This window comes from Aliivibrio sifiae (assembly GCF_002954705.1).
In the GTDB taxonomy this organism is placed as follows: Bacteria; Pseudomonadota; Gammaproteobacteria; order Enterobacterales; family Vibrionaceae; genus Aliivibrio; species Aliivibrio sifiae_A.
The window spans coordinates 1,616,978-1,642,725 of sequence record NZ_MSCO01000001.1; the positions used below are offsets into that span (position 1 = coordinate 1,616,978).

At 37.8% G+C, this 25,748-nt stretch carries 23 protein-coding genes; 12 read left to right on the forward strand and 11 right to left on the reverse strand.

What is annotated here, in order from left to right; all coding sequences use genetic code 11:
- Positions 1–348 precede the first annotated feature (348 nt).
- From sbcB to cdd, 4 genes are all read left to right on the forward strand, one after another.
- Entirely contained in the window at positions 349–1,773 is a 1,425-nt protein-coding gene (gene sbcB, locus BTO22_RS07225) for an exodeoxyribonuclease I (RefSeq protein WP_105054903.1), read from the forward strand.
- Positions 1,770–2,120, forward strand: a complete 351-nt coding sequence (locus BTO22_RS07230) for a CidA/LrgA family protein (protein ID WP_105054904.1) — start codon at positions 1,770–1,772, stop codon at positions 2,118–2,120. Before sbcB ends, BTO22_RS07230 begins: the two co-directional genes overlap by 4 nt.
- Positions 2,120–2,794 carry a CidB/LrgB family autolysis modulator gene (locus BTO22_RS07235; RefSeq protein WP_105054905.1) on the forward strand — a complete coding sequence of 225 codons (675 nt, stop codon included), beginning with the start codon at positions 2,120–2,122 and terminating at the stop codon, positions 2,792–2,794. The genes BTO22_RS07230 and BTO22_RS07235 overlap by 1 nt, the downstream gene beginning before the upstream one ends.
- 150 nt (positions 2,795–2,944) lie before the next feature.
- Complete coding sequence (gene cdd / locus BTO22_RS07240) at positions 2,945–3,853, forward strand: cytidine deaminase (RefSeq protein ID WP_105054906.1); 909 nt, start codon at positions 2,945–2,947, stop codon at positions 3,851–3,853.
- 71 nt (positions 3,854–3,924) lie between these two features.
- Here cdd and BTO22_RS07245 read toward each other — a convergent pair whose 3' ends face one another.
- On the reverse strand, positions 3,925–5,088 hold the full coding sequence (locus BTO22_RS07245; protein WP_105054907.1) for an amidase family protein: 1,164 nt from the start codon (positions 5,086–5,088) through the stop codon (positions 3,925–3,927).
- Positions 5,089–5,305: 217 nt separating this feature from the next.
- Between BTO22_RS07245 and purT the strand changes: the two genes are divergently transcribed.
- Positions 5,306–6,481, forward strand: a complete 1,176-nt coding sequence (gene purT, locus BTO22_RS07250; RefSeq protein WP_105054908.1) for a formate-dependent phosphoribosylglycinamide formyltransferase — start codon at positions 5,306–5,308, stop codon at positions 6,479–6,481.
- 199 nt (positions 6,482–6,680) lie between these two features.
- A complete protein-coding gene (locus BTO22_RS07255; protein ID WP_105054909.1) occupies positions 6,681–7,871 on the forward strand; it encodes an amino acid aminotransferase in 1,191 nt (396 codons plus the stop codon).
- A gap of 70 nt (positions 7,872–7,941) precedes the next feature.
- Here the strand turns inward: BTO22_RS07255 and BTO22_RS07260 are convergent, their stop codons facing one another.
- Positions 7,942–9,138 carry a methyltransferase gene (locus BTO22_RS07260; protein ID WP_105054910.1) on the reverse strand — a complete coding sequence of 399 codons (1,197 nt, stop codon included), beginning with the start codon at positions 9,136–9,138 and terminating at the stop codon, positions 7,942–7,944.
- Between the two features lie 33 nt (positions 9,139–9,171).
- Entirely contained in the window at positions 9,172–10,146 is a 975-nt protein-coding gene (cysB, locus tag BTO22_RS07265) for an HTH-type transcriptional regulator CysB (RefSeq protein ID WP_105054911.1), read from the reverse strand.
- A gap of 292 nt (positions 10,147–10,438) precedes the next feature.
- Between cysB and BTO22_RS07270 the strand changes: the two genes are divergently transcribed.
- Positions 10,439–11,203 carry a DNA repair protein gene (locus BTO22_RS07270; RefSeq protein ID WP_105054912.1) on the forward strand — a complete coding sequence of 255 codons (765 nt, stop codon included), beginning with the start codon at positions 10,439–10,441 and terminating at the stop codon, positions 11,201–11,203.
- Between the two features lie 62 nt (positions 11,204–11,265).
- Here BTO22_RS07270 and miaE read toward each other — a convergent pair whose 3' ends face one another.
- Complete coding sequence (miaE, locus tag BTO22_RS07275) at positions 11,266–12,051, reverse strand: tRNA isopentenyl-2-thiomethyl-A-37 hydroxylase MiaE (protein ID WP_105054913.1); 786 nt, start codon at positions 12,049–12,051, stop codon at positions 11,266–11,268.
- Positions 12,052–12,277: 226 nt separating this feature from the next.
- On the opposite strand from miaE, the gene BTO22_RS07280 reads away from it, so the two are divergent.
- Positions 12,278–12,661 carry a hypothetical protein gene (locus BTO22_RS07280; RefSeq protein ID WP_105054914.1) on the forward strand — a complete coding sequence of 128 codons (384 nt, stop codon included), beginning with the start codon at positions 12,278–12,280 and terminating at the stop codon, positions 12,659–12,661.
- A 33-nt stretch (positions 12,662–12,694) separates the two neighbouring features.
- Here the strand turns inward: BTO22_RS07280 and BTO22_RS07285 are convergent, their stop codons facing one another.
- The 4 genes from BTO22_RS07285 to BTO22_RS07300 form a co-directional block, all read right to left on the reverse strand.
- Positions 12,695–13,075: a transporter gene (locus BTO22_RS07285; RefSeq protein WP_105054915.1), complete on the reverse strand. Its 381-nt coding sequence runs from the start codon at positions 13,073–13,075 to the stop codon at positions 12,695–12,697.
- A 245-nt stretch (positions 13,076–13,320) separates the two neighbouring features.
- On the reverse strand, positions 13,321–15,000 hold the full coding sequence (locus tag BTO22_RS07290) for a DUF342 domain-containing protein (RefSeq protein ID WP_105054916.1): 1,680 nt from the start codon (positions 14,998–15,000) through the stop codon (positions 13,321–13,323).
- Positions 15,001–15,068: 68 nt separating this feature from the next.
- The gene (locus BTO22_RS07295) at positions 15,069–15,356 is read right to left on the reverse strand and encodes a glutaredoxin domain-containing protein (RefSeq protein WP_105054917.1); all 288 of its coding nucleotides are present in this window, start codon (positions 15,354–15,356) and stop codon (positions 15,069–15,071) included.
- Between the two features lie 24 nt (positions 15,357–15,380).
- A complete protein-coding gene (locus BTO22_RS07300) occupies positions 15,381–16,127 on the reverse strand; it encodes a YggN family protein (protein WP_105054918.1) in 747 nt (248 codons plus the stop codon).
- Between the two features lie 175 nt (positions 16,128–16,302).
- On the opposite strand from BTO22_RS07300, the gene BTO22_RS07305 reads away from it, so the two are divergent.
- Positions 16,303–17,406, forward strand: a complete 1,104-nt coding sequence (locus BTO22_RS07305; RefSeq protein WP_105054919.1) for a phosphoribosylaminoimidazolesuccinocarboxamide synthase — start codon at positions 16,303–16,305, stop codon at positions 17,404–17,406.
- Between the two features lie 72 nt (positions 17,407–17,478).
- Here BTO22_RS07305 and BTO22_RS07310 read toward each other — a convergent pair whose 3' ends face one another.
- Positions 17,479–17,952 carry an outer membrane beta-barrel protein gene (locus tag BTO22_RS07310; protein ID WP_105054920.1) on the reverse strand — a complete coding sequence of 158 codons (474 nt, stop codon included), beginning with the start codon at positions 17,950–17,952 and terminating at the stop codon, positions 17,479–17,481.
- A 108-nt stretch (positions 17,953–18,060) separates the two neighbouring features.
- Complete coding sequence (hrpA, locus tag BTO22_RS07315; protein WP_258132557.1) at positions 18,061–21,897, reverse strand: ATP-dependent RNA helicase HrpA; 3,837 nt, start codon at positions 21,895–21,897, stop codon at positions 18,061–18,063.
- A 296-nt stretch (positions 21,898–22,193) separates the two neighbouring features.
- Between hrpA and BTO22_RS07320 the strand changes: the two genes are divergently transcribed.
- Complete coding sequence (locus BTO22_RS07320) at positions 22,194–22,520, forward strand: TusE/DsrC/DsvC family sulfur relay protein (protein WP_105054922.1); 327 nt, start codon at positions 22,194–22,196, stop codon at positions 22,518–22,520.
- A gap of 17 nt (positions 22,521–22,537) precedes the next feature.
- Here the strand turns inward: BTO22_RS07320 and yccX are convergent, their stop codons facing one another.
- The gene (gene yccX / locus BTO22_RS07325) at positions 22,538–22,810 is read right to left on the reverse strand and encodes an acylphosphatase (protein WP_105054923.1); all 273 of its coding nucleotides are present in this window, start codon (positions 22,808–22,810) and stop codon (positions 22,538–22,540) included.
- An 83-nt stretch (positions 22,811–22,893) separates the two neighbouring features.
- Between yccX and BTO22_RS07330 the strand changes: the two genes are divergently transcribed.
- Both BTO22_RS07330 and BTO22_RS07335 read left to right on the forward strand, forming a co-directional pair.
- Positions 22,894–24,297, forward strand: coding sequence for a methyl-accepting chemotaxis protein (locus BTO22_RS07330; protein WP_105054924.1), 1,404 nt, complete (start codon positions 22,894–22,896; stop codon positions 24,295–24,297).
- 179 nt (positions 24,298–24,476) lie between these two features.
- Positions 24,477–25,667, forward strand: coding sequence for a class I SAM-dependent methyltransferase (locus tag BTO22_RS07335; protein ID WP_105054925.1), 1,191 nt, complete (start codon positions 24,477–24,479; stop codon positions 25,665–25,667).
- Positions 25,668–25,748 lie beyond the last annotated feature (81 nt).

The window sequence follows — 25,748 nt, forward strand, 5'->3', positions numbered from 1 at the left end:
ACTATTCATATTATCTAGAATAATATTTCATACACCTATATTTAACTCGGCCAACTTGAAATAACTGTCCGACATTTTCTCTACCACATGAGGCATAACACCAAGCTCTGAAGCGCCTGTTGATAACAAACGCCTGAAGTCATGCGTTCGCCAATACTCAAGATTTAAAGTTACACGTAAACGACGAATGTATTTGTTCCTTGTTGATAAAGTCATTAATCAATTTCTACCACTAATCCATAAAATACAAAATCTATACTCATTTTTCTTCGCCTTCTCTTTCTAATGCCTTGCGATTATGTGATAGATCTCTGATAATTAATGTATTGCTCTTAATTGGACACACTTATGCCGCAGGATAACGCACCAAGTTTCTTCTTCTTTGATTATGAAACATGGGGAACTAGCCCATCTCTCGATCGCCCATGCCAATTTGCTGGGGTTCGTACCGATCAAGATTTCAATATCATTGGTGAGCCATTAGTCATTTACTGCCGCCCTCCAATTGATTACTTACCTTCACCTGAAGCGTGTTTAATTACGGGTATCACACCACAAACTGCAGTAAGCAAGGGGTTATCTGAGCCTGAGTTTATCGCCAAAATTCATCATGAATTATCACAGCCAAATACGTGTTCATTAGGCTACAACAATATTCGTTTTGATGATGAAGTCTCTCGCTACACCTTATATCGTAACTTCTTTGAACCGTATGGTTGGAGCTGGCAGAACGGTAACTCACGTTGGGATTTATTAGATGTGATGCGCGCGGTTTATGCCCTACGTCCTGAAGGTATTGAGTGGCCAAAAGACGAAGAAGGCAAACCAAGCTTTAGATTAGAAAAACTCTCTCAAGCAAACGGCATTGAACATGAAAACGCCCACGATGCGATGGCCGATGTTATTGCGACTATTGAGTTAGCTAAAGTCGTTAAAAAAGCACAACCAAAAATGTTTAACTACTTGCTTTCTATGCGTCATAAAAAGAAAGCGGCGACATTAATCGACATCGTTGAAATGACGCCATTAATGCACGTATCTGGTATGTTTGGCGTAGGTAGAGGTAACATCAGTTGGATTGTGCCTGTTGCTTGGCACCCTACTAACAACAACGCCGTCATTACGATTGATTTAGCGTTAGACCCAAGCGTATTCCTAGAGTTAGATGCAGAGCAGTTACATCAACGCATGTACACCAAGCGTGCAGATCTTGCGCCTAATGAATTACCGGTTCCTGTTAAATTAGTTCATTTAAACAAATGCCCTATTCTTGCACCGGCTAAAACACTGACCGCTGAAAATGCTGAAAACTTAAATGTGGACAGAGCGGCTTGTTTAAAAAATCTTAAAGTGATCCGCGATAATTCAGAAATCAGACAGAAACTAATTGCGCTTTACAGCATTGAACCTAACTATGAGAAATCAACCAATGTAGATACCCTTCTATATGATGGTTTCTTCTCTCATGCTGATAAAACGACGATTGATATTATCCGTCAATCAACGCCTGAGCAGCTTATCGATTTTGAACCAAATGTGACAGATCCTCGTATTAAGCCGTTGTTGTTCCGTTACCGTGCGCGTAATTTCCCACACACGCTAAACGAGACTGAGCAATTAAAGTGGCAAGCTCACCTGCAAGATTATTTCCAAACTAATTTGCCAGAATATGAATCAAGTTTTGAAAACCTATACCTTGAATCAGAAGGCAATGAGAAAAAGACTGCGATTCTTCGCGCCGTTTATAATTACGTACAACAGTTAGTATCATGATTAAATATCTTTACTCTTTCGCATGGATTTTTGCCTCATTGTTTGCTGGAAACGGTATTCAATCTTGGTTAAATCTCTCAGTACCGGGCAGTATTCTTGGAATGCTTATTTTATTCTCCGCGATGGTTATCGGCGTATGTAGGTCGGATTGGGCAGCAACAGGTTGCCAATTTTTCATGCGTAATATGCTGATTTTATTTATCCCAATTTCGGTCGGTTTAATGACGCATTTTGATTTATTACTTACTAATGCTATTCCTATTATTGTCAGTACTGCGGGCGGGTCATTATTAGTCTTAGTTTGTCTGTCATTATTTATCGATCGTCTTGATAGAGGTAATAAATAATGTGGGTAATTCTAACGGTTATTGTTTTTTATTCTGCTCGTTGGTTTGCAAAACGCTTTCCTCACCCACTCAATAATCCATTGTTATTAAGTGTTTTTATCGTCATTCCTATTTTAATGTTATGCAAAGTGCCTTATGAAACTTACTATGCCGATAATGCATTTTTAAGTTATTTATTGCAGCCTGCCGTCGTTGCATTGGCCTACCCATTGTACGAACAATTGCCTCATATACGTGCTAACTGGAAGATTATCTTACTGGCTTGCAGTGTTGGGTCTTTATTCTCGATGTTGTCTGGCGCATTCCTAGCGGTATGGATGGGAGCTGATATGCAACTCGTTGCGAGTATCTTGCCAAAATCAGTGACAACGCCTATTGCAATGGCAATTTCATCACAACTTGAAGGTAAAGCAGCAATTGCGGCTATCTTAGTGTTACTTGCTGGGTTAATGGGAGCAATTTGTGCGTACCCGATTTACAATATGCTAGGAATAAAAAGTTCGTTAGCTCGCGGCTTAACTATGGGTAATGTCTCTCACGCTTTAGGTACAGCTCAAGCCGCTGAAGTGAACCCTCAAGATGCCGCTTTTAGTTCATTAGCCCTCGTAATTTGCGGCATTATTACCTCTTTGGTTGCTCCCATTATTTATTCTTTAATGCTATTGATTAAATAATTATTGGATAAAAGAGCATCAAACACGGTGTGACCTCTCTCTCAATGATGTAATTAATGTACATTTGCATCATTGAGTGTGAGTTTGGTCTATGTTTCGTTTCAAATTCCCTCTAAAATGATCTCATAATATTTAAAAAGGATCATATAGATGACCACCCTACATAAAGACTCTCTGCAACAACGCTTAGAAGAAAGCATGAAAACACTGCCTTCTGCATTGCAATCTACTATTACTCCTTTAATTAACGAGCAATTCACTGGTGTAATCACCAAAGAACAATTCCTTTCTTTACTTTCTCACAGTGAATTAAGTGATAAAGAATTAAGATTGGCACTTCTTCCTTTAGCCGCTGCATTTTCTGTTGCCCCTATCTCAAATTTCTATGTTGGTGCAATCGCTCGTGGTGTTTCTGGTGATTTATACTTTGGCGCTAATATGGAATTCAGTAATGTTCAGTTAGGCCAAACAATTCACGCAGAACAATCGGCAATTAGTCATGCTTGGATCCATGGTGAAACGGGCATTTTAGACATCACGATTAATTTCAGCCCTTGTGGTCACTGTCGTCAATTTATGAATGAATTAACGACTGCAAATAGCTTGATGGTTCAACTTCCTGAGCGTGATGAAAAATCACTACAAGAGTATTTACCAGAATCTTTTGGTCCTAAGGATTTGGGCATTGAAGGGGGATTACTTGCGAAAGTATCTCATGAGCTGACTTTTGAATCTGATTCCCCATTGCTACTTAAAGCATTCGAAGCTGCAAATCGCAGTCATGCGCCTTATTCTAAAAACTTTAGTGGTGTGGCATTAGAAATGAACAACGGCAATATTTACTCAGGTATGTATGCAGAAAATGCCGCGTTTAACCCTAGCTTACCACCATTACAAGTCGCTTTAGTACACGCAAACATGTCTCGTGAAGCGTTATCTGAAATCAAAAAAGCAGCATTGATTGAAGATCATAAAGGTGCGATTAGTCATTTAGCAATTACAACATGTACGCTAAAAGACCTAAGCCCTAACATGGTGCTAGAATACATTTCTTTGTAATGAAGAGTAAATAGAGGGGGTCATGCCCTCCTCTATTTTTATTTACGGTTTACTTATCAAGAGCAATAGATCTATTGATTACTCTTCCAACGAATAGCCGCATCAATAAGCTGTCTATCCATTCCTTTTTGACCAATTAATGAAATGCCCCACGGTGAATTTTTTACTGAGAACCACGGAAGATGTAATTGTGGTAAATCAGCTAAACTGGCCAATGACGTATATTTCAATATTTGAGTATTAAGCTTATATAGCTGTTCATCTGAAGCGGTTCTTGGTGGTGCAGTATTCGCAGTTGTTGGCATTAATATTAACGTCTTTTCATCTAAAATAGATTCTAGAACCGATTGAACCAACTCTCTTTGCTCTAAAGCGATGCGTTCATCTTTATATTTTAATGAAGCGAGCCACTTCATCTGCATCTTAATTTCATTATTAATAACAGAATTATTTTTTTCAATCCAAGGCTCAATATTGCGTAGCCCTCTTGTCGCAGAAATAACTTTGAAACTCTCTGCAGCCTTTGTGGTAATAATCTTACTGATCGCTTTACTACGAACTACTTTATACGGAGATGATGCGAGCAATTTTTCTAATTTTTCTTTTGCTTCATCTGGTACATCAAGAAATAAACTATCCAATACCACAATACGCTCAATCATCACGAGTGGTGACATTGGTGTTAAGGTTGCAGCAACCTTTCTTATATCCGATAAATTTTTAGCAATCCAACCAAGCGAAGTGTCTTCTTTTGCAATGCTAAATACACCATCCATATTGACGCCACAAGTCGACGATTTAAATCCATATAAACCTGCATATAACGCAGGGATCCGAATGCCACCGTTTAGGTCTGTTCCTAAACCAATATCAGCAAAACCATTTGCAACAGCGGCAACTGCACCGCAAGAAGAACCGCCTATAAATCGCCCTTCACTGTTTGGATTTAAAATCGCTTCATAATGAGAGTTATTACCATGAAGACCAAAACCAAACTCATCCATTTGAGTTTTACCAACAAAGATAGCACCTTTTTTTAATATCAGATCGACAACAGGCGCGTTCGCTTTCGCCATTTTTTGTTGTAATAACCACGTAGGATTGCCTAATCCATTTGGAGTATCTTTTATATCAATACAATCACTTACAACAAACTTCTTATTTTCTAAAAGACCATAAAACGCCCATTGTTGTGTCTCCCCTGAATGAGGTACGCAGGTGGTTTGATCATCCATAATTTAGTACTACTACTTAATTCAAAAAAAATAGAATACCAGTCATGGCATTGAATACAAATCAACACATTCACTCTGTCTACAATTTACTCAGTAGTGTGATCTATGTTCCAGTGTCATAAGCTAGCTAAAGAAATAAAATCAAAGGCAAACGTTTGCGTATTTATTAAATTTTAGTATGATACCGCCATATTTCACTACTACATGAGAATTTATTATGTTTGGTACTGCTCTATCTTCTTCTGCAACAAAAGTATTATTGCTTGGTTCTGGTGAACTCGGTAAAGAAGTAGCAATTGAATGTCAACGCCTTGGTCTAGAAGTCATTGCGGTTGACCGATACTTAAATGCCCCTGCAATGCAAGTGGCTCACCGTAGTTATGCGATTGATATGTTAGATGCTGATGCACTAGAAGAAATTATCAAAAAAGAGCAACCAGATTATGTAGTGCCAGAAATTGAAGCCATTGCAACAGACAAGTTAGTTGAATTAGAAAAACAAGGGCTTAATGTAGTCCCTACGGCTAACGCAACAAAACTAACCATGAACCGTGAAGGTATTCGTCGTTTAGCTGCAGAAGAATTAAAGCTTCCGACGTCTCCTTACCGTTTTGTAGATACCTATGATGAATTAGTTGAAGCGGTTAAATTTGTTGGCATGCCTTGTGTTATCAAACCTGTGATGAGTTCATCGGGTAAAGGTCAAAGTGTGATAAAAACAGAAGCTGATATCAAAACATCGTGGGATTACGCACAAGATGGCGGCCGTACCGGGGCTGGACGTGTCATTGTTGAAGGGTTTGTTGATTTTGATTATGAGATTTCTTTATTAACCATTCGCGCTGTCGATGGTGTACATTTCTGTGCTCCAATCGGTCATAGACAAGAAGATGGTGACTATCGTGAATCTTGGCAACCACAGATAATGACAGAAGCCGCATTAAAACAAGCGCAACAAGCCGCTGAAAAAGTAGTAAATGCACTTGGTGGATATGGTTTATTTGGTGTTGAACTCTTTATTAAAGGTAACAATATTTACTTTAATGAAGTATCACCTCGTCCGCATGATACTGGTTTGGTAACGCTTATCTCTCAAGAAATGTCTGAGTTTGCTCTTCATGTACGTGCCTTTACTGGTATGCCAATTAATAGCATAACTCAGTATGGTCCTTCTGCTTCTTCTGTAATTTTAGGCCAGGGAACATCAATTAATATTCGTTTTGATGGGCTCACTGACGCATTAAGCCAACCACAAACTCAGGTGAAATTGTTTGGTAAACCAGAAATTGATGGTCGCCGCCGCTTAGGGGTTACAATTACTCGTCGTGATAATCTTGAAGCGGCAATTAAAGATGCTATCTCTGCATCGAACAAAATTAAGATCACGTACTAAAACACCAAACCAACCTATCATAATGGTGAATGAATGCCATTCTGATGGGTTTTTTACCACTTTTTATCTGATTTCATTCTTTAATCAATAAATTTTGGCTTTTTCGTTATCTAACCGTTGCAAACTTACAAGGTTAGCAGGTATAAATAACTAAATTGCTCGTTAACTTTTTATTTTAATCTCACCATGGATGATGACTATGTTTGAAAAAATATCTGCTGCACCAGCTGACCCAATTTTAGGTCTTACTGATGAATTTAAAAATGACCCTCGTGCTGAAAAAATCAACCTTGGTGTTGGTATTTATAAGAACGAAGCAGGTCAAACACCTGTATTAAAAACGGTAAAAAAAGCAGAAGCAGTATTGCTTGATACTGAAAAAACAAAGTCATACTTAACCATCCAAGGTACAGCAGAATACGGCCTAGCCGTTCAAAAATTGTTATTTGGTAGCGATGCTGAAGTAATTACAGAAAAACGAGCTCAAACGGCTCAAGCTCCTGGTGGTACTGGTGCATTACGTGTTGCTGGTGAATTCATTAAACGTCAACTTGGCGATGTGAAAATCTGGATCAGTAACCCTACGTGGGCAAACCACATTGGCGTATTTACCGCAGCAGGAATTGAAACGGCACAATATAGCTACTATAACGCTGAAACTAAATCAAAAGACTTCACTGCAATGCTCACTGATTTACAACAAGCAAGCGAAGGCGATGTCGTTTTACTTCATGGTTGCTGCCATAACCCAACAGGTATCGACCCAACAGCTGAAGAATGGGAAGAGCTAGCTAAACTTTGTTCAAATAAAGGTTTACTGCCTCTATTTGACTTTGCATACCAAGGCTTTGCTAAAGGTGTAGAAGAAGATGCTTCTGGTCTTCGTACTTTCGCTAAATATTGCCCAGAATTACTAGTAGCAAGCTCATTCTCGAAAAACTTTGGTTTATATAACGAACGTGTTGGAGCTTTCACTTTGGTAGCAAAAGATGCTGCTGTTGCTGCCGATGCTTTCTCTCAAGTTAAAGCGATTATCCGTTCTATCTACTCTAACCCTCCAGCTCATGGCGCAGCTGTTGTTACACACATCTTAAATGATGACGCACTACGCACAGAGTGGGAACAAGAAGTAGCTGAGATGCGTGACCGTATCCAAGAAATGCGTACTCTTTTTGTTGCAACACTAAAAGAGCAAGGTGTTACTGCTGATTTTAGCTTTATTGAAGGTCAAAACGGCATGTTCTCTTTCTCTGGTCTTTCTAAAGAACAAGTAAATCGCCTAAAAGACGAATTTGCTATCTACATTGTTGGCTCTGGCCGTATCAGTGTCGCTGGTATGACAAAAGACAACATGCTTCCTTTATGTAAAGGAATTGCAGCGGTTCTTTAACTCTCAGCTAATCACATAAACCAATAAAGGCGCTAATTTAAGCGCCTTTATTACTTCAACCATCGAATCGTTATTTCTGTTTTTTCGCTTGAATAACAATGTTTCTAGGAGTGTCTTCTTTTAAACAAAACTCTCCAATTCGTACATTATAACCCGCCTCTTCCATCAATAAAGCACGATCTAAACACAGCCATACTTCTAATGGTCTTTTAAATAAGTGCTGCACTAAATCACATTTTTCCATAACAATAAATGCTGCTTCACCTTTTTTTAACCAGAGTTCATAATCCATATCATCGGGCAATATCAGTCCTTTCTTCTCAGCAGCCCAAAGACAAAATGCTTCAAAGCCATCACTTAATAATGACTTTTTAATACTTGGAATAGAAAGATACGTCTTACTTTCACTTAATGATTGTTGTAATGCTTTAAACCCTAAACGAAAACACATTTCTAGTTCACGGTGATGTTGAGTTCGCAATCCCGCAACAACAGTTTCTTGTAGAGGTAAACGCAGATCATCTTTCGATAATTCTAAAACTGATTTTTGTGATAGTGAAGAGAGGCCCAAGTAATTTGTTGATTGCGTTAAATGAAAGCAACAAGGAGAAATAGTGATGGCATCAATATTATTTGAAATGCCTTTCGTCAATAAATTTATATGTAGATCACCACAGGCATGCAAAGCTATCGCGTGTTGTTTATCTTGTATCAACTTATCACTTTGTGAAGAGAGAGCATCGCCTTGTATAAAGGTCATGTTTAATTGATGGTTATTCGCATAGGTTTGGCCGCTGTCACATAAAGACTGTTGCCACTCTAGTGTTGTAACTGACTTTCCAGTAGTTACGGCTAATACTCGCCCTAAATACCCTTTACCGCCACACCACTCTAACCAACCATTTTCTGGTTTATGGAATTCAGCACCTAGCGCACTTAACTTAGTTATTTGCTGCCATTTACGCCCATTAATTCCTGAATCTAACCCTTTAGGAAATGCAGGTACAGCTACCGTAAAACCTGGTAATTGAGCTAAAAAGTAGAGTTCTAGTAATTCTGGAATATAGACAGAAAGTTTAATGGCGAGTTCTTCAGGATTTAATTTTAAACGCTGAACTTCTTGAAGTGATAATCCATCAAGCCAATGACTTAACTCAGTGTGGGTTTCACGCCATGAATAATCTGAACTGTGAAACGCAGAAAATTGCCAAAAAAAGACCGTCTGAGCTAACAAACGGTCTATGTTTAAAAATTGCTGAGAATGCATGAAAATGGCCCTGAAAATAGTATCAGGGCGATCTTAACGGACAGGAAGATTAATGTCTTTAAACATCTCTTCAATTTCGTGATTATTTTTAAGCATTGTTGCCTGTTCAACAATTGGGCGAGTTAAATGAGGTGCAAAACGCTCCATGAAATCAAACATGTAACTCTTTAAGAATGAGCCACGTTTAAAGCCAATCGTTGTCGTACTTGCATCAAATATATGACTCGCATCTAATGCAACAAGATCTGAATCTCTTTCTTCATCCATTGCCATACTTGCAATAACCCCAACGCCAATTCCTAAACGTACATATGTTTTAATGACATCAGCATCGGTTGCAGTAAAGACAATCTTAGGTTTGAGTCCGGCTTTATTGAAAGCACTGTCTAATGCAGAACGACCAGTAAAACCAAAAACATAAGTCACTAGCTCATAAGCAGCTAGGTCTTCGATAGTAATGGTTGTTTTTTTCGCTAATGGATGATCTTTAGTGACGACAATAGAGCGATTCCAATGATAACAAGGAAGCATAATCGCATCTTGATACAAATGAAGCGCTTCTGTTGCTATTGCAAAATCCGCCGTCCCTTTTGCAATGGCATCTGACATTTGAGCAGGCGTCCCTTGATGCATGTGTAAAGACACATCAGGATAACGAGTAATAAAACCTTTAATCACATCAGGCAAGGCATAACGCGCTTGAGTATGTGTGGTTGTAATATTCAATGTGCCTCTTTCTGGATGAGTGTGCTCACCTGCGACAGATTTAATACTTTCAACACGAGATAATATTTCACGAGATATCTTAATTATCTCTTCACCTGATGGCGTAACTCTTGTTAAGTGCTTACCACTACGTTCAAAAATTTGTACACCCAGTTCATCTTCTAGCAAACGTACTTGCTTACTAATACCAGGTTGTGAAGTGTATAGTGACTCTGCGGTTGAAGAGACATTTAGACTATGATTAACCACTTCGACAATATATCTTAGTTGTTGTAATTTCATATTAATTTACCTGTAATCCTTTACATAAAAATTTATTATACTTATACGATACAGTTATATACCTATTCCTATCTATTTTCAAAGTCTTATCGTTAATATCTATAAATTGTTAAAATTAAAATTAAAATTAAATACATTAAAGAAATGTGAACACTTGTCGATAACGTTAATTAAGGCCAAGTAGCATTACTTCCTTTCGGGTAATTTACTCGTAGGAACCACCCCTTGCTATTCATTTAGTTTACAAGGTGTTACACTGGAAATCATTACTAATGGATGTATGTTATAAACTATGAATATTGCTCTAATTATTGGACTTTTTGCGATTCTACTTACCTTGATTATTGGCTATAACGTCATTGTTCAGTACAGAACAAAGATCGAATCAGCCAAAAAACAAGAATCTGCAAAACATATGGTTATTATTGACTCAACCGAAGAACTTATAGGTAATGCTCATCATCTTCCATACAGTAAAGAACTATTAGTTTGTTTAAATCAACGAATTCTTGATGCATTACGTGCAATTTCAGAGCTTGAACCAAGTGAGCGCTCTTACCCTGCTCGTATTGAGAATATGGAACAACAACTGCAACAGTTAAAAACAAACTATACTGCCGGCGACAGTACCAATTTCAAAGTGCCAAGTAATGATAAACAAGCTCTTATCATGTTGAGGCTAGTAAAACGTCTTCGTGATACATTACGAGCAGAACACAAAAAAGGCCGAGTAAATACACAAGTATTTGTTGCTGAGAATGCACGCCTTGAATCAATTCAAGTTCGAATTAATATTGAAAATGTAGTTAAGCGCGCTAAAGAAGCAACACAACGTGGTCAAGCCGGCACAGCTCGTCAACTGCTTAAAAAAGGCATCGATGCTTTATCCAGTAAGAATGATGGCTACTCGAACAAAGCACGTAATCAACTGCAAGACATGCTTGATGAACTAAACAACAAAACTAAGAAAAAACAAGATCAAGAACTCCAAGATCAATTAGATAAAAATAAAGATGATGATATTGACGTTTTATTCCAGCCAAAGAAAAAATGGTAATGATCTGATTCAATTAAAAACAACTAAAAAAGGTCGCTCATCGCGACCTTTTTTATTTCTATCTAGCCTAAGTTAGACTGAAGATATTTCGTAGAGGGTTTACCACTATGGAATTTAAAATCATCATCATCTGATTGGATTAAATTAACTTCTACCTTTGCAAAGTGCGCTACTCGTTCACTCACATCCCCACCAGCCACCTGCTCTGCTAATGTAATATAATCTTGATAATGTCTAGACTCTGAACGTAATAAAGAAATATAGAATTTCGCTAAATCTTCTTCTAAATACGGAGCAAGTTTAGCAAAGCGTTCACAAGAGCGAGCCTCAATAAAAGCGCCGATAATAAGCTTATCAATCAGTGTATGAGGTTCATGAGTAATGATATTACTCAACATACCTTTTGCATAACGACTTGCTTTAATACCTTCATAAGGAATATTTCTCTCTTCCATTATTTCGAGTACTTGATAAAAATGATGTAATTCTTCTTTTATTAGCAAGACCATTTTATCTATCAACTCTTGACTGTATTTCGCATCTTTACGGGCAGTAATCTTTTTAGAAATATTACTTTTGCCTTTTAACGTCTCTAAAGATCCTACTTTTTTATAAGCAAACTCTTCATAGGGTTTGAACCATTCTAATAAAGTCGCTGCACTTTCTTTATCTACCGCATACTTACGAATTAAATACATCGCACTTTGTGCCGCTTTCAGCTCACACAACAAATGATCTTTGAGGATCACCGCTAAGTTCTGTGGTTTTTTGGCTTCATAAATCCATTCATCTGGTGTTTCACACTGTAGAAAAGAGTAAATTGGTTCTAATAATGATTTATCGTACATGCTTTTTTATCATCAAAAAATTCTAAATGAATTATACCAAACCTATCTCTGACAGTTCAGGATTTCCTTTATATAATCTCAATTCAATTAATATCAATGTCTTGCATTAAAAAATCTTCATTTAAAGGTATGAAAGACCATATATAAAAGAAAAAACAGCTTGATCATTAACCAAACAAAAAGTACTGTATAAATACACACTGTATAGATGAACAGGTATTTTATTATGAACAGCGCAATGGCACTAACAACGTACTCAAACTCATTTAATCACTCTATTCCACAACGTATCACTAGCGCTGCAAGCCAAGTGAATGCACAATGTGAAGCTCATTTCATACAGATATTAAAGAGCCTATCCAAACAAGATAAGTGGATTTTCATCACGGCGAATACATCAATGCCAAGTTGTGAAACATTATTGAAATATGGAATTGAATTAAATAGATTAGTTCGATTAAAAGCATCTAATCATCTTACAGAGAAAGAAACGATAGAAAAGGCAAAACAATTTGGTACCGCTAGCGCTATTATTTGTAATTCTAGCTGTTACTATTTTTCTGACTCACAATGGTTAACACTAAATCGAAAAATAACAGTATTACACTAATATGAAATCAAACCATGAAGACAGCTAAATAAATTACCTTTCTTTTAAATGAACATATAACAAGTCAATATCATCATTTGATTGAGATATATCTGTATAAGTATTTTCTAAAATATAATCAACTTGATCTTTGTCCAGTATATAAGGCAATTTGATTTCTAAATCAGTAATGCCTTCAATACGTGCCAAGCGGATAAGACGAATCATATTAGACTCATCATTAATATGAGAAGAGAGCACCTGTAGAGCTTCTTTACGAAGTCTTTCTTTAGTCGGAGTCGAGTCATGAACAGACGCATTCCAAATGGTTCCAAACGTGGGAATGATACTTTTTAATGCTTGAGAAAAAGTCCATTTTTGTTTACTTGAGTCGACAAGAAATGCACTGTAATCAAACTCAATTATATTACTCATATTTGCCTCGATATAATTCCGACATCTACTTTCAACATCCTATTGAAAAGCACAAATGTTTTACTACAGGTATTTAGTATCGCGAATATTGGAAGCTCCGCAAGTTTAAAATCAATTACTGATCACACTTAAGAGTTCTTAACTCTGAACCTTATCATTGCGCTAACACATCATTTACACAAGTACATTTTAATAACAAAAAACCGCTACTAAGAGCGGTTTAAATTCAAATTATCGTCTATAAATTAGTCATTTATTAGATTAGTATTTTTGGTAATTATTGGGTCAATTTTAATTTCATACTCATTAAAATAAATCTTACATGGGCTGTGCTCACGCTTTGTGGTTACTTGTTCATCAGAGTATTGAATAGTCACTTTTGGGTACATTCTTTCTGTTACTTTAACAACATTCTCATTAAGCTGCTTTCTTAGTTCTTCTTCTGCTAATTGAAATCGCGTCATTGAAAGTGTAATTTCTTTGTTTGACTCTTCTTTCATTGTTTGAACACGTTCAATTTGCTCAGATGTACGATCTGCTTTTGGCACTTTAGCCAAATCCATTTCTGCTCGAACTATCTTCATTGTGTTTTCTTGAGCTGCTTTATATTTAGCATTCAAGTCTGCAATGTTTTCTTTATATTTATCAAAACGAGTAAACGCTTTAACTAAAGTTTGAGTACCTGCAGTTGCACCTAGATTAACGGTTGTAATAGTAGAGCCCGCATAAACTTCACCACCAACAATCGAACCTGTTCGACCAGATTTGTCCATAACCGTGACTGCATTTTTACTTTTCACAAAACTTTGAATAGAGTGTAAGCCTAACTCAATATCTCCAGAGGCTTGTAAGTTTGCTGATTGCACGAATTTAGCCGTGATTTTACCACCCGCTTTAACAAAACACGTGTGCTCTTCACCCTCTTCAACGTGGTGCCCAATGATCCCTTTCATAGCAATGACATCACCATGAGCCTGAACATTTGCAGATTCAATAAAGCCACCAACAGTCACACTACCAGTCGCTTTTACGATCATATCTGCCGCAATATCACCACTGACAATAACACTGCCTTTAAATTTCACATGCCCTGTAGAAATATCAACGGCATTAAGGCACAACGCATTATCTACATCTGCACCATCTTTATTAATCCATGGCATACCTGAAATGGTTGCAATAACTAATTCAGGATCTCTTGGTGAAATAGCCGCACCTTTACCTGCACGAAGCTTACTATTCTTACCTGGTGTTGCAGGAATTATTTCCCCTTTAACTGTATAACCTTCTACGCCTTTCGTTGGTGGAATGCGTCGGATTAATTCATCTCCTTCCACTACTGTAATGGTCTCTCCTAGATCACGCATATCAACTTTATCTTCGTCATCCTCTTTCTCTTGAGGCTGTAGTGCTTGTTCACGAAAATCTTCAACTAAAGGGGTAAAGCTCGCGTTCTCACCATCAATAGGCTCTTTGCCTTTAGCTACAAGAAGAGATATTTTCTCTCCTGCCTCTAAATTACGGCTTAACACCATAATTTTCTTTAATGCATTTTTACTAATACCGCGAGTGATTTCCATGCTAGTCAAAGCCGATATAATATCGCCACTTTGAATATCTTGCCCACCATAAGCACCAACGACCGCCATCGTTGCTTTCATATCACGCTCTTCTAAAGCTATGATAACTTCAGCATCACGACGTTCTGCAACCGTACGGTCTTGATGATGGGCGCTCATGCCGTTCTTAACATCTTGTATGACTGATGTAATTATTTTTTCATCAAAATGAAAATTATGCGCATTAATCTCTTCTAAACGATCTTTAAAGTTTTTTAATGTCGGTTCTTCATCCGGCTGAAACTCATCAGGAAAACGCAGTACAACTACTGAATCATCCATTAATGTTAGAAGAGATTTCCACATATTTTTATTACTCTTATTTATTATCAGTTACCAAATAAACGGTATAATTAGTATTTGTTAATTATATTCTACAGCTCAAAATCGCCAAGATCCATGCCAGTATCTTGACGTTCAAAAAACGCCACTAAATCGTCATGTCCACCTATGTATTTTCCATCTAGATAAATTTGAGGCACTGTATTAACAACAATCCCTTCTTTTTCTTGAATTAAAGCAACCATTTCTTCTTTGCTTAAATCTACGTCTAATGTAAATACTTTATAGGCTATGTTTTTATCGTCCAAAATTGCTTTTGCTTTAACACAAAATGGGCATACTGTTTTTGAAAAAATAATTGTTTCTACTGTGCTGAACATCGTAAGCTATCTCTTTTTATATAATTAAATGGTGAATACTGGGTACGGTTGTAATTCTGGTACAAGTTGATGTAAATCTTGCTCTTCTTCTGCAATATCTTTTGCTGAATCACACAATTCTTGAGCTTCTTTTTTTACTTCGACTCGGTGCTCTTCCATCTTTGACTTCATTGCTGTCTGGGCATCAGCAAATTGTTGCTGCAGTTCAGAAAAGTTAAGCTCACCTTCCTGCATTTTGTTTGATAATGAATTGAATACGCTTGCAAATATCTCTTTATCAAGGCTCTTGATCATTACTTCAAAATCTTGCTTCCAAGTCGTATTCACTTCTTTAAAGAAATCTTGCTCTAAAATGAGGTCTTTACCTTGATAAAACTTTTGTTTTGCTGTCACACCATATTCATCGATCTTGATTTTTACAGCATCAAACGAACCTTGTGCATCAAAAGACGTTTCAATCTCACTAACAAAATCATTCGCGGCAGTAATCCCTTTATCAGTAAAATCAACAACCGTTGGAATATAGCTAGAGATTTGTTGCTGATATTTTTCAACTGCTTGCTTTTGTTTTGCAGTTAAATCAAGCTCTTGACCATTAACATACACACGACCATCGTGATCAATTCTCAATTTGTCTTGAGCTTTGTCTACTTTTACTTCTCCTGTTGGAGTCAGTAATACATCGTTTTTAACGTTAACTGGACACATGTTTGCCCAGCTGTTACTTGAAACCATTAACATAGCTAAAGCGATGATTTTTTTAGATCGCATAAGTGCCCTATTTCAGTCATTTTTTTGTGTACGTTAGTTTAACTGATTGCTGCTCCCTAGCTCAACACGGTTTTTAAACAAAAAAATAGCAAACGTTTGCTTTTTGTTCTGGTAGTCATAAATAGTTCTGGTATGATGCTTTCAGTTTTTACATAGTTTATATAGGAATTCTATCATGAGTCTTTCCGATCAAGTGCTTGCTGTTAATGACGATCTCCCTATCCGTACTGATAAACCAGTACACAGCGGTAAAGTTCGTTCTGTCTATTGGTTAACAGAGGAAGACAGCCGCCGTCTAATCAAAGAAAAAGGCTACAATGTTGCTTCTGATGCACCTTTAGCGATCATGGTTATTAGTGATCGTATTTCGGCATTTGATTGTATTTGGCATGGTGAAGGTGGACTTAAAGGTATTCCAGGTAAAGGTGCTGCATTAAATGCGATTTCTAACCACTGGTTTCAACTATTTAAGGATAATGATTTAGCAGACAGCCATATTCTAGATATCCCTCACCCATTCGTATGGATCGTTCAAAAAGCCAAGCCTGTAATGATTGAGGCTATTTGCCGTCAGTATATTACAGGCTCAATGTGGCGTGCTTATACTAATGGCGAGCGTGAATTTTGTGGTATTCAAATTCCAGAACGTCTAGAAAAAGATGAGCAATTACCTGAACTGCTATTAACACCATCAACCAAAGGAGTGTTGAAAGGCATTGACTGCGTTCCTGAAGTTGATGATGTTAACATCACCCGTAAAAACATCGAAGATAACTATGCTAAGTTTAACTTTTCTTGCGAAGAAGACATCGCATTATATGAGAAATTATTAAAAGAAGGCTTTGCCGTTATTTCTAAAGCATTAAATAAAGTTGATCAAATCTTTGTCGATACTAAATTTGAATTTGGTTATGTGAATGATGCACAAGGTAATGAAAAACTGATCTATATGGATGAAGTGGGCACACCTGATTCATCACGTATTTGGGATAAAGAAGCATATCGCTCTGGCCATATCATTGAAAACTCAAAAGAAGGTTTCCGTCAGTTTTTACTTAATCATTTCTCTGAACCAGATATTCTTTTAAATAAAAACCGTATGGATGAGCGCTTTTCTTTAGCTGAGAAGAATGCATTACCATTAGAAGCGATGATGGACTTGTCTAAAACTTATTTAGAAATCGCAGCCAAAATTACTGGGGCACCCATTACACTAAGTGATAACCCAAAAGCAGAGATCATTAAAGTATTAAAAGAAGAATATCAATTAGTTGATTAATTTTTTACTTTTATCTTATTAATAAAATGGCGACCGATTGGTCGCCATTTTTGTATTCAGATAATCACAAGATTATAGGAAATGAACCGTTAGGTTAACTGATGCAAAATCGATGTTTTCATTGCCAACAGTAAAGTTGTTATAACCCGCACCGATAGTAAACATTGGGATAATCTTGTATTCAACACCCAAACCAAAGAATGGATCAACACCGTCATCTTTAATTCCGCCCTTCTCTTCCCAACTGTGCATGCCCGCTTTACCGTAAACGTGTAATGGACCAAAGTCGATGCTTGGTTTAACCGCAAAGTTAACAGAAGTAACGTCTGTAGTTTGGCCTGCAACGTCATAAGAACCCAGGTTCCACGCACCCATTTCTAAGCCAATAAAAGGAAGAATACCTGTACCAATATGAGCACCATATACCGTTGAGCTTTCGCCTCTATAATCAGCAGAACCTACTTGCGCACCGCCATAAATCCATGAATCAGCAGCAGCAGTTACTGATACGCTTGCTAAAGCTAACGCTAAAAGTGTCTTTTTCATTTTCAATCCTATTTATTTAAAGGAAGCGGCAATCTTTGCCGCTTTTTTTAATCTTATTTATAGTAAAGCAATTAATATGCCGAAATTATCTTTAGTTTAGGTGATACCTTAACAATCGGCAATGGCATTTTTCACTCGTTTATCAGAAACCGGATATGGAGTACCTAATTGTTGAGCAAAATAGCTAACACGTAACTCTTCTATCATCCAACGAATGTCTTTTACACTGTCAGGAATTGGCTGCCCTTTGGGGATTTTATTCAGCAATTCTTTATATTCATTATTAATACTTTCCACTTTCAATAAGTGTACACGGTCTCGATTTGGATCTATTGGTAATTTTTCCATTCGACGCTCAATCGCTTTCATGTAGCGATGAATATCTGCTAATCGCTTCCAACCACACTCTGTTGCAAACCCTTTAAAGATTAGATTCTCGATTTGAGCTTTAATGTCAGACAGTGCAAACGCCATGCTTAAATCAACACGACCTTTTAATTTTTTCTGTATTTGGAAAGCCGTAGTCAAAATCGTTTCAACTAATTTAGCTATCTCTACAACCGTATCTCCAAGCTCTGCTCGAATATGTTCTTTCATTTGTTCAAAAGCTTCAGGCTCCCAAACTAAGCCCCCCTTCTCTTCAATCAACTTATCAATACCACAAGCGATACAGTCATCAATTAAATCTAACACTCGACCGTATTGATTAAAGTACAAGCCTAATTTCGACTTGTTTGGTAAGTTGCTATGTAAATACTTAATAGGAGACGGAACATTAAGAAGAATCAAACGACGTTGACCTGCTTTCATTGCATTGTGTTGCTCTTCTTCTGTCTCAAACAGTTTAATTTCAACACTGTCTTTACCATCTACAATCGCCGGGTACGCTTTAACTTCAAAACCACCACGTTTTTGCTTGTAAAGTGCAGGTAGCTCACCAAAACTCCACGTTTTAAGCCCTTTTTGCTCAATATCATCATCTGCAACTTGAGATAACGTCTCTTGAACTTTGTCTTTTAAACCATCTTTCAAGTCAAACAGATCGCGGCTTTCTTTTAATTTACGACTACGGTGATCAACCACTCGGTAAGTTACTTTTAAATGATCTGGAATTTGCTCTAACTTCCAATCTTCACGCAACACCTCTACCCCAGTCATACGACGTAGCTCTTTTTCAAGACTGTCTAATAACGGCGCATCAAATGGTGTTGCTCGAGATAAAAACGCATCTGCATAATTAGGTGCTGGTACAAAATTACGACGAATTGTTTTTGGTAATGACTTAATCAACGCCACGACTAATTCATGACGTAAACCTGGGATCTGCCAATCAAACCCATCCATTGTCACTTGGTTTAAGATTGGCAATGGTACGTGTACTGTTACCCCGTCACTGTCTTGCCCCGGTTCGAATTGATAACTTAGTTTAAGTTTTAAACTGCCTTGATGCCAGAAGTTAGGATAATCAAGATCCGTTACATGACTTGCATCATTACGGAATAACATCTCTTTTTCAAAGCTCAGTAAATCCGGCGTTTCTTTCTGTACTTTCTTCCACCAAGAATCAAAGTGGCGACCTGATACAACCTCAGTATTTACGCGTTGATCATAAAACTCAGCAAGCTGATCATCATCAATCAAGATGTCACGACGACGTGATTTATGCTCTAACTCTTCAACCTCTTGCAATAGCTTTCGGTTCTCTTTGAAGAATTTATGATTGGTATTCCAATCACCTTCAACTAATGCAGAACGAATAAATATCTCACGACACACTGGAGCATCGATTGAACCGTAGTTAATTTGACGTTTAGCTACAATTGGAATGCCATAAATAGTGACTTTTTCGTATGCCATTACCGCTGCTGATTTTTTAGACCAGTGTGGCTCACTGTAACTACGCTTAATCAAGTGTCCTGCTAATGGTTCAATCCATTCTGGTTGAATTTTCGCAACAATACGACCCCATAATTTCGAGGTTTCAACCAGCTCGGCCACCATTATCCATTTAGGTTGTTTCTTAAATAGACCAGACGCAGGGAAAATATGGTAACGCGCATTACGTGCACCTTCGTATTCGTTTTTTTCTTGATCTTTTTGACCAATATGAGAAAGCATACCGGCTAAAATAGCAGTATGAACACCTTGATAACCTGCGGCTTCTTGGTTCACTTTATAATTAAGTTCTTTCATTACTTGGCTTAATTGATAATGAACATCTTGCCACTCACGAACACGTAAGTAATTTAAGAAGTCTTTACGACATTGCTTTCTAAATTGGTTACTTGAAAGTGCCTTTTGCTGCTCTTTCACGTGCTGCCATAGGTTCACAAAGGTCAAGAAATCCGAGTCTTCATGGTTAAAGCGTTTATGCTTATCATCAGACTGTTGTTTTTTGTCACTTGGACGTTCACGAGGATCTTGAATCGATAGTGCTGCCGCAATGATCATCACTTCTTGCAATGCATTGTAATTTGGCGCTTCTAGAACCATACGAGCCAAACGTGGATCGATTGGCAAACGAGCCAACTCACGTCCAACTTTCGTTAAGCTTTTCTTCGAATCTTTCGCATTAGGGTTAATAGCCCCCAACTCTTCAAGCAGTTTAACACCGTCTTGAATGTTACGATTATCTGGCGCTTCTACAAATGGGAAGGCTTGAATATCACCTAAACCTAACGCGGTCATTTGTAAAATAACAGATGCCAAGTTAGTACGTAAAATTTCAGGATCGGTAAATTCAGGGCGCGCAACAAAGTCTTCTTCTGAGTACAGACGAATACACACACCTTCAGATACACGACCACAACGGCCCATACGCTGATTGGCACTCGCTTGTGAGATCGCTTCAATTGGAAGACGTTGTACTTTAGTTCGGTAACTATAGCGACTAATACGCGCAGTACCCGGATCAATAACGTATTTGATTCCAGGAACGGTTAACGACGTTTCTGCCACGTTGGTTGCCAATACAATTCGACGACCAGCATGAGGTTGGAACACGCGGTTTTGTTCTTGAGACGACAAACGTGCATACAGAGGCACAATTTCAGTGTCTCGTAAGTTACGTTTTTCTAGTGCTTCTGCGGTATCACGAATTTCTCGCTCACCCGTCATAAACAGCAGAATGTCCCCTAAGCCCTCTTCACATAGCTCATCAACTGCATCAAAAATGGCTTCAAGTTGATCTCTATCGGTATCATCGCCATCTTCAACAATTGGACGGTAGCGCGTTTCTACAGGGAAGGTTCTACCTGATACTTCAATAATCGGTGCATTATTAAAGTGTTTAGAAAAGCGCTCAGGATCTATGGTTGCCGAAGTAATGATAATTTTTAAATCAGGGCGTTTTGGTAATAACTCACGTAAGTAACCCATGATAAAATCGATGTTTAAACTACGTTCATGCGCTTCATCGATAATAATTGTGTCGTATTGATTTAAGTATCTGTCGTTTTGGATCTCAGCAAGTAAGATACCATCCGTCATCAATTTAACTTGTGTTCGCTCTGATACTTGATCGTTAAATCGAACTTTATAACCGACGTGACTACCAAGCTGTGTTTCCATCTCTTCAGCAATACGATCGGCAACCGAACGTGCAGCAAGACGACGTGGTTGTGTATGACCGATATTACCGAACTTACCACGACCTAATTCCAAACAAATTTTTGGTAGCTGTGTGGTCTTACCTGAACCAGTTTCACCGGCAACAATAACGACTTGGTTATTAGCAATGGCTTCTGCGATGTCATCTTTCTTTTGGCTAACTGGTAGATCTGGATACTTAATCGTCGGACGATCCATTTCACGATTATTAGCAACCTGCATAGATTGTGCGATGTCTAATGCGATTTCATCAAACACGGCGTTTCTTGATTCTTCTTTTTTAATGCGTGATGCGCCATGAATGCGTTTACTTAGGCGAAAACGGTCACGCAGCATACATTCACTTAGGGCTTTTCTAAGTGTTGCTGCTGAATTTTGATTTGATTGACTCAAAATATATCCTACTGAATTTTTTATTATTCATTAACTGCAAGGATTCTATCACATTCTTGGCTCTATCTACCTTAGCGAGATAAAAATCTGTTTTACTTTATTGTAATAATCCATAGCCTAAAAACCTAAAACTCGCTTGATAAACAACCAAACTATACGGTTATTTGGGTATTCGATTGCTCGAATAGAGATCCCTTTGCTAAACTTAATGTATTAATCCTAATCATTAAGATGGCTGTATGGAGTTTAACGGTAAGCACATTGAACGCGACGCTCAAGGGTATTTAATGAATCATACCGATTGGTGTGAAGAGTTAGTTCCGCTATTAGCGCAAGAAGAAAACATCGAACTGACCGATGCTCATTGGGAAGTTGTTCGTTTTGTTCGTTCTTTTTATGAGGAGTTCAAAACATCGCCTGCGGTTCGTATGTTGGTAAAAGCCATGGAAAAAGAGCATGGCCAAGAAAAAGGCAACAGCAAATACCTATTTACGCTGTTCAAATTAGGTCCAGCCAAACAAGCCACAAAACTGGCGGGTTTACCAAAACCTGCAAAATGTCTTTAAATTAAAGAGTTATAAATTTAATACATTTTAAAATCAGATAGCGTTTGCCACTGGGTTTCAACTTGCTCAATAGAATCAACCCGAGCCAGTTGAGGTCCAGTTTTCAACCATTCTGCTAGTTTTTTAACATTACTCTCTTCTCCACACGCTAATACTTCCACAGAACCATCTGCTTGATTTCGAGCATACCCTGTTAAACCAAGTTTGAGTGCCGTATGCGCGGTATGAAAACGAAAGCCTACGCGCTGTACTTTTCCCTTTACAGTGAACTTAACTGATTTTTGTGACACAACTCACCTATAACTGTAATTTATGATAAACAATTCTTAATCATGAGATATTATCACCCCCCCATCATATATACGGATCTCATATGAAAGAGTCAGCATTTCGTTGGATTGATAAATACCTTATCCATCTAAAAATTCAAGAAAAATTTTATCTACTTTTCTTACTTCCAATTATCGCCCTTTTAAGTCTAACAGCAATTATGGATTCTGCCGCTGATAGCATGATGGCTGAAATATTAGATCATGAAGTTCAGTTTGTGGCCTCAATGTTAGAGCAACAAAATATTTCACAACAAAATGCTGTAAGCCTTCTTTCTAAATCAACTGAATTTTCAGTGGGTTCTGGCGAACATAGTGCATTTGTTAATTCTGGTAATTACAGCATCAGTGCAAATTCAAATGTTACGCTTTGGTCTACTTTATCTGGCTTACAAATATCTTTAATTGCTGCTGTTCTATTATTAATGGCTGTCGGTGTTTATTACATAATGACTTTCATTGGTGGCGCGATGTTCACTATGAATAAAGCTTTAGAGACACTTGAATCTGGTGATTTAACTCAGCGTATGAACTTCTTCCCTGTAAGAGATGAATTCAGCGTTATTGCAATTACTATTGATAAATTGGCTGAACGTGAACAACAACTTGTTTTAGCTATGCAAGAATCTGTCGCGTTAATTCAACAAATGAGCTCTGAGCTAAGTCAAAATAGTCATAAAAGTTCAGATGCTTCGGATAAGCAACTTGCACAACTCGATTTACTATCAAGTGCAACTGAGGAGATGGCGACCTCAATTCAAGAAGTGGCTAATTACACTCACGAAGCCTCATCTCAATCTATAGATGCCATGGATTCAGCCCGTGAAGGGCAATCTCAAGTGAATTCAGCGGTACAAGCCATTCGACATTTATCAGAAGAAATCAACCAAGCAGCGCATGCGGTTCAAGAATTAGATGACAATGCAGCAAAAATTGATGATGCTGTCGCGACTATCAATGGTATTTCTCAACAAACTAACTTATTAGCGTTAAATGCAGCGATTGAAGCCGCACGAGCTGGTGAGCAGGGCCGTGGATTTGCTGTAGTTGCAGATGAAGTTAGAACGCTAGCCAGCCGAACTCAGCAAGCCACCGTTGAGATCCAAGCTATGATCGAAGCTCTGCAAACAAACAGCAAGTCATTATTAACACTCACATCAAATACGGTAAGTAATGCAGAAACTGGCCAAGAATTGATGCAACAAGTAAATAACGATATTTCAAATATTGCCGATCGTAACAATACCATTGCACAAAGTAACAATGAAATTGCTACAGCGGCTAGTCAGCAAGGTGAGGTTGCGGTAAGTATTGCTTCAACGGTTGAAGATGTTCGTACTCAATCGAATCAAGTGCACCAAATGATTAAAGATTCTGAATCTAATATCGAACAACTTAGATTAAAGGGTCAAGATTTAGAATTACTGCTTAATGGATTAAAAGCATAGTCCTTTCCTATTTAAAATTTCAATAGCCTAATTCATGCAGTAATAATTCATTTTATTACTGCATTTTTAATTTCTCACTCCTCTCTCTTAGATTAATCTTCCCTTCACTCCTTCTTAGTTTGCTTTTCCTTGTCACATCAAAGAGAATAGCCCCCTAATTAACTCATCAGAGCATCAATATGACTGTTTCAATCTATTTAGTAAAAGGACGTGATAAAGCATTGCGTCGCCGTCACCCTTGGATCTTTTCTCGTGGTATTGACCGCATTGATGGAAAAGCAGAGCTAGGTGAAACAGTTGAAATTTATTCAAACAATGGCGAATGGCTAGCTCGTGGTGCGTTTTCTCCGCAATCTCAAATCCGTGCTCGTGTTTGGACGTTTGATAAAAATGAAGCGATTGATAAAGACTTCTTTGTTCGTCGTTTAAATCAAGCGCAAGGCTTACGTGATGTTCTTGCTGAACGTGAAGGCTTAACTGGCTATCGTTTAATCGCTGCTGAATCAGATGGTTTACCTGGTATCACTATTGACCGTTACCAAAACTATTTTGTGTGTCAGTTATTAAGTGCTGGTGCTGAAGCAACTAAAGATTTATTAGTGGAAGCATTAATTGAATGCTACCCGGACTGTAATATTTATGAGCGTTCTGATGTTTCTGTTCGTAAAAAAGAAGGTCTAAAACAACGTACTGGCGTTCTACACGGTGAAGAGCCACCAGAGTCTGTAATCATTGAAGAGAACGGCGTTAAAATTAGCGTTGATATCGTCAATGGCCACAAAACAGGCTTCTATCTTGATCAACGTGATAGCCGTGAGCGTTCATGTAAATACGTAAAAGACAAAACAGTACTTAACTGTTTCTCTTACACCGGTGGTTTTGGCCTGTATTCACTTAAAGGTGGTGCTAAACACGTTATCAATGCTGATGTTTCTCAACTAGCGCTTGATAATGCGAAAAACAACACTGAAATTAATGGTTTTGATTTATCTAAAGCTGAATTCTTAAACGCTGATGTATTTAAGCTGCTTCGTGAATACCGTGATAACGGCACTAAATTTGATGTTGTGATCATGGATCCACCAAAATTTGCTGAATCTAAAAATCAGCTTACTGGTGCATGCCGTGGTTATAAAGACATAAATATGCTTGCGATGCAGATCCTAAACCCAGGCGGTACGTTATTAACGTATTCTTGTTCTGGTCTTATGGATACGGGCTTATTCCAAAAAATCGTTGCGGATGCAGCTCTTGATGCTAAGCGTACCGTTCAGTTTATTGAGCGTTTTGAGCAAGCAGCGGATCACCCTCTTGATTCAGCTTACCCTGAAGGTTTCTACCTGAAAGGCTTTGCTTGTCGCGTTGTATAAAACGAAATTAAGCACGCTTTAAAGTATTAAAAAAGGCGAGAAGGTTAACCCTTCTCGCCTTTTTATTTACATCAACTAAAT

Excerpts from the sequence above, each read along its gene's own strand:
- sbcB (WP_105054903.1), top strand. The coding sequence starts at position 349 with ATGCCGCAGGATAACGCACCAAGTTTCTTCTTCTTTGATTATGAAACA.
- BTO22_RS07230 (WP_105054904.1), top strand. The coding sequence starts at position 1,770 with ATGATTAAATATCTTTACTCTTTCGCATGGATTTTTGCCTCATTGTTT.
- BTO22_RS07235 (WP_105054905.1), top strand. The coding sequence starts at position 2,120 with ATGTGGGTAATTCTAACGGTTATTGTTTTTTATTCTGCTCGTTGGTTT.
- cdd (WP_105054906.1), top strand. The coding sequence starts at position 2,945 with ATGACCACCCTACATAAAGACTCTCTGCAACAACGCTTAGAAGAAAGC.
- BTO22_RS07245 (WP_105054907.1), bottom strand. The coding sequence starts at position 5,088 with ATGGATGATCAAACCACCTGCGTACCTCATTCAGGGGAGACACAACAA.
- purT (WP_105054908.1), top strand. The coding sequence starts at position 5,306 with ATGTTTGGTACTGCTCTATCTTCTTCTGCAACAAAAGTATTATTGCTT.
- BTO22_RS07255 (WP_105054909.1), top strand. The coding sequence starts at position 6,681 with ATGTTTGAAAAAATATCTGCTGCACCAGCTGACCCAATTTTAGGTCTT.
- BTO22_RS07260 (WP_105054910.1), bottom strand. The coding sequence starts at position 9,138 with ATGCATTCTCAGCAATTTTTAAACATAGACCGTTTGTTAGCTCAGACG.
- cysB (WP_105054911.1), bottom strand. The coding sequence starts at position 10,146 with ATGAAATTACAACAACTAAGATATATTGTCGAAGTGGTTAATCATAGT.
- BTO22_RS07270 (WP_105054912.1), top strand. The coding sequence starts at position 10,439 with ATGAATATTGCTCTAATTATTGGACTTTTTGCGATTCTACTTACCTTG.
- miaE (WP_105054913.1), bottom strand. The coding sequence starts at position 12,051 with ATGTACGATAAATCATTATTAGAACCAATTTACTCTTTTCTACAGTGT.
- BTO22_RS07280 (WP_105054914.1), top strand. The coding sequence starts at position 12,278 with ATGAACAGCGCAATGGCACTAACAACGTACTCAAACTCATTTAATCAC.
- BTO22_RS07285 (WP_105054915.1), bottom strand. The coding sequence starts at position 13,075 with ATGAGTAATATAATTGAGTTTGATTACAGTGCATTTCTTGTCGACTCA.
- BTO22_RS07290 (WP_105054916.1), bottom strand. The coding sequence starts at position 15,000 with ATGTGGAAATCTCTTCTAACATTAATGGATGATTCAGTAGTTGTACTG.
- BTO22_RS07295 (WP_105054917.1), bottom strand. The coding sequence starts at position 15,356 with ATGTTCAGCACAGTAGAAACAATTATTTTTTCAAAAACAGTATGCCCA.
- BTO22_RS07300 (WP_105054918.1), bottom strand. The coding sequence starts at position 16,127 with ATGCGATCTAAAAAAATCATCGCTTTAGCTATGTTAATGGTTTCAAGT.
- BTO22_RS07305 (WP_105054919.1), top strand. The coding sequence starts at position 16,303 with ATGAGTCTTTCCGATCAAGTGCTTGCTGTTAATGACGATCTCCCTATC.
- BTO22_RS07310 (WP_105054920.1), bottom strand. The coding sequence starts at position 17,952 with ATGAAAAAGACACTTTTAGCGTTAGCTTTAGCAAGCGTATCAGTAACT.
- hrpA (WP_258132557.1), bottom strand. The coding sequence starts at position 21,897 with ATGCTGCGTGACCGTTTTCGCCTAAGTAAACGCATTCATGGCGCATCA.
- BTO22_RS07320 (WP_105054922.1), top strand. The coding sequence starts at position 22,194 with ATGGAGTTTAACGGTAAGCACATTGAACGCGACGCTCAAGGGTATTTA.
- BTO22_RS07330 (WP_105054924.1), top strand. The coding sequence starts at position 22,894 with ATGAAAGAGTCAGCATTTCGTTGGATTGATAAATACCTTATCCATCTA.
- BTO22_RS07335 (WP_105054925.1), top strand. The coding sequence starts at position 24,477 with ATGACTGTTTCAATCTATTTAGTAAAAGGACGTGATAAAGCATTGCGT.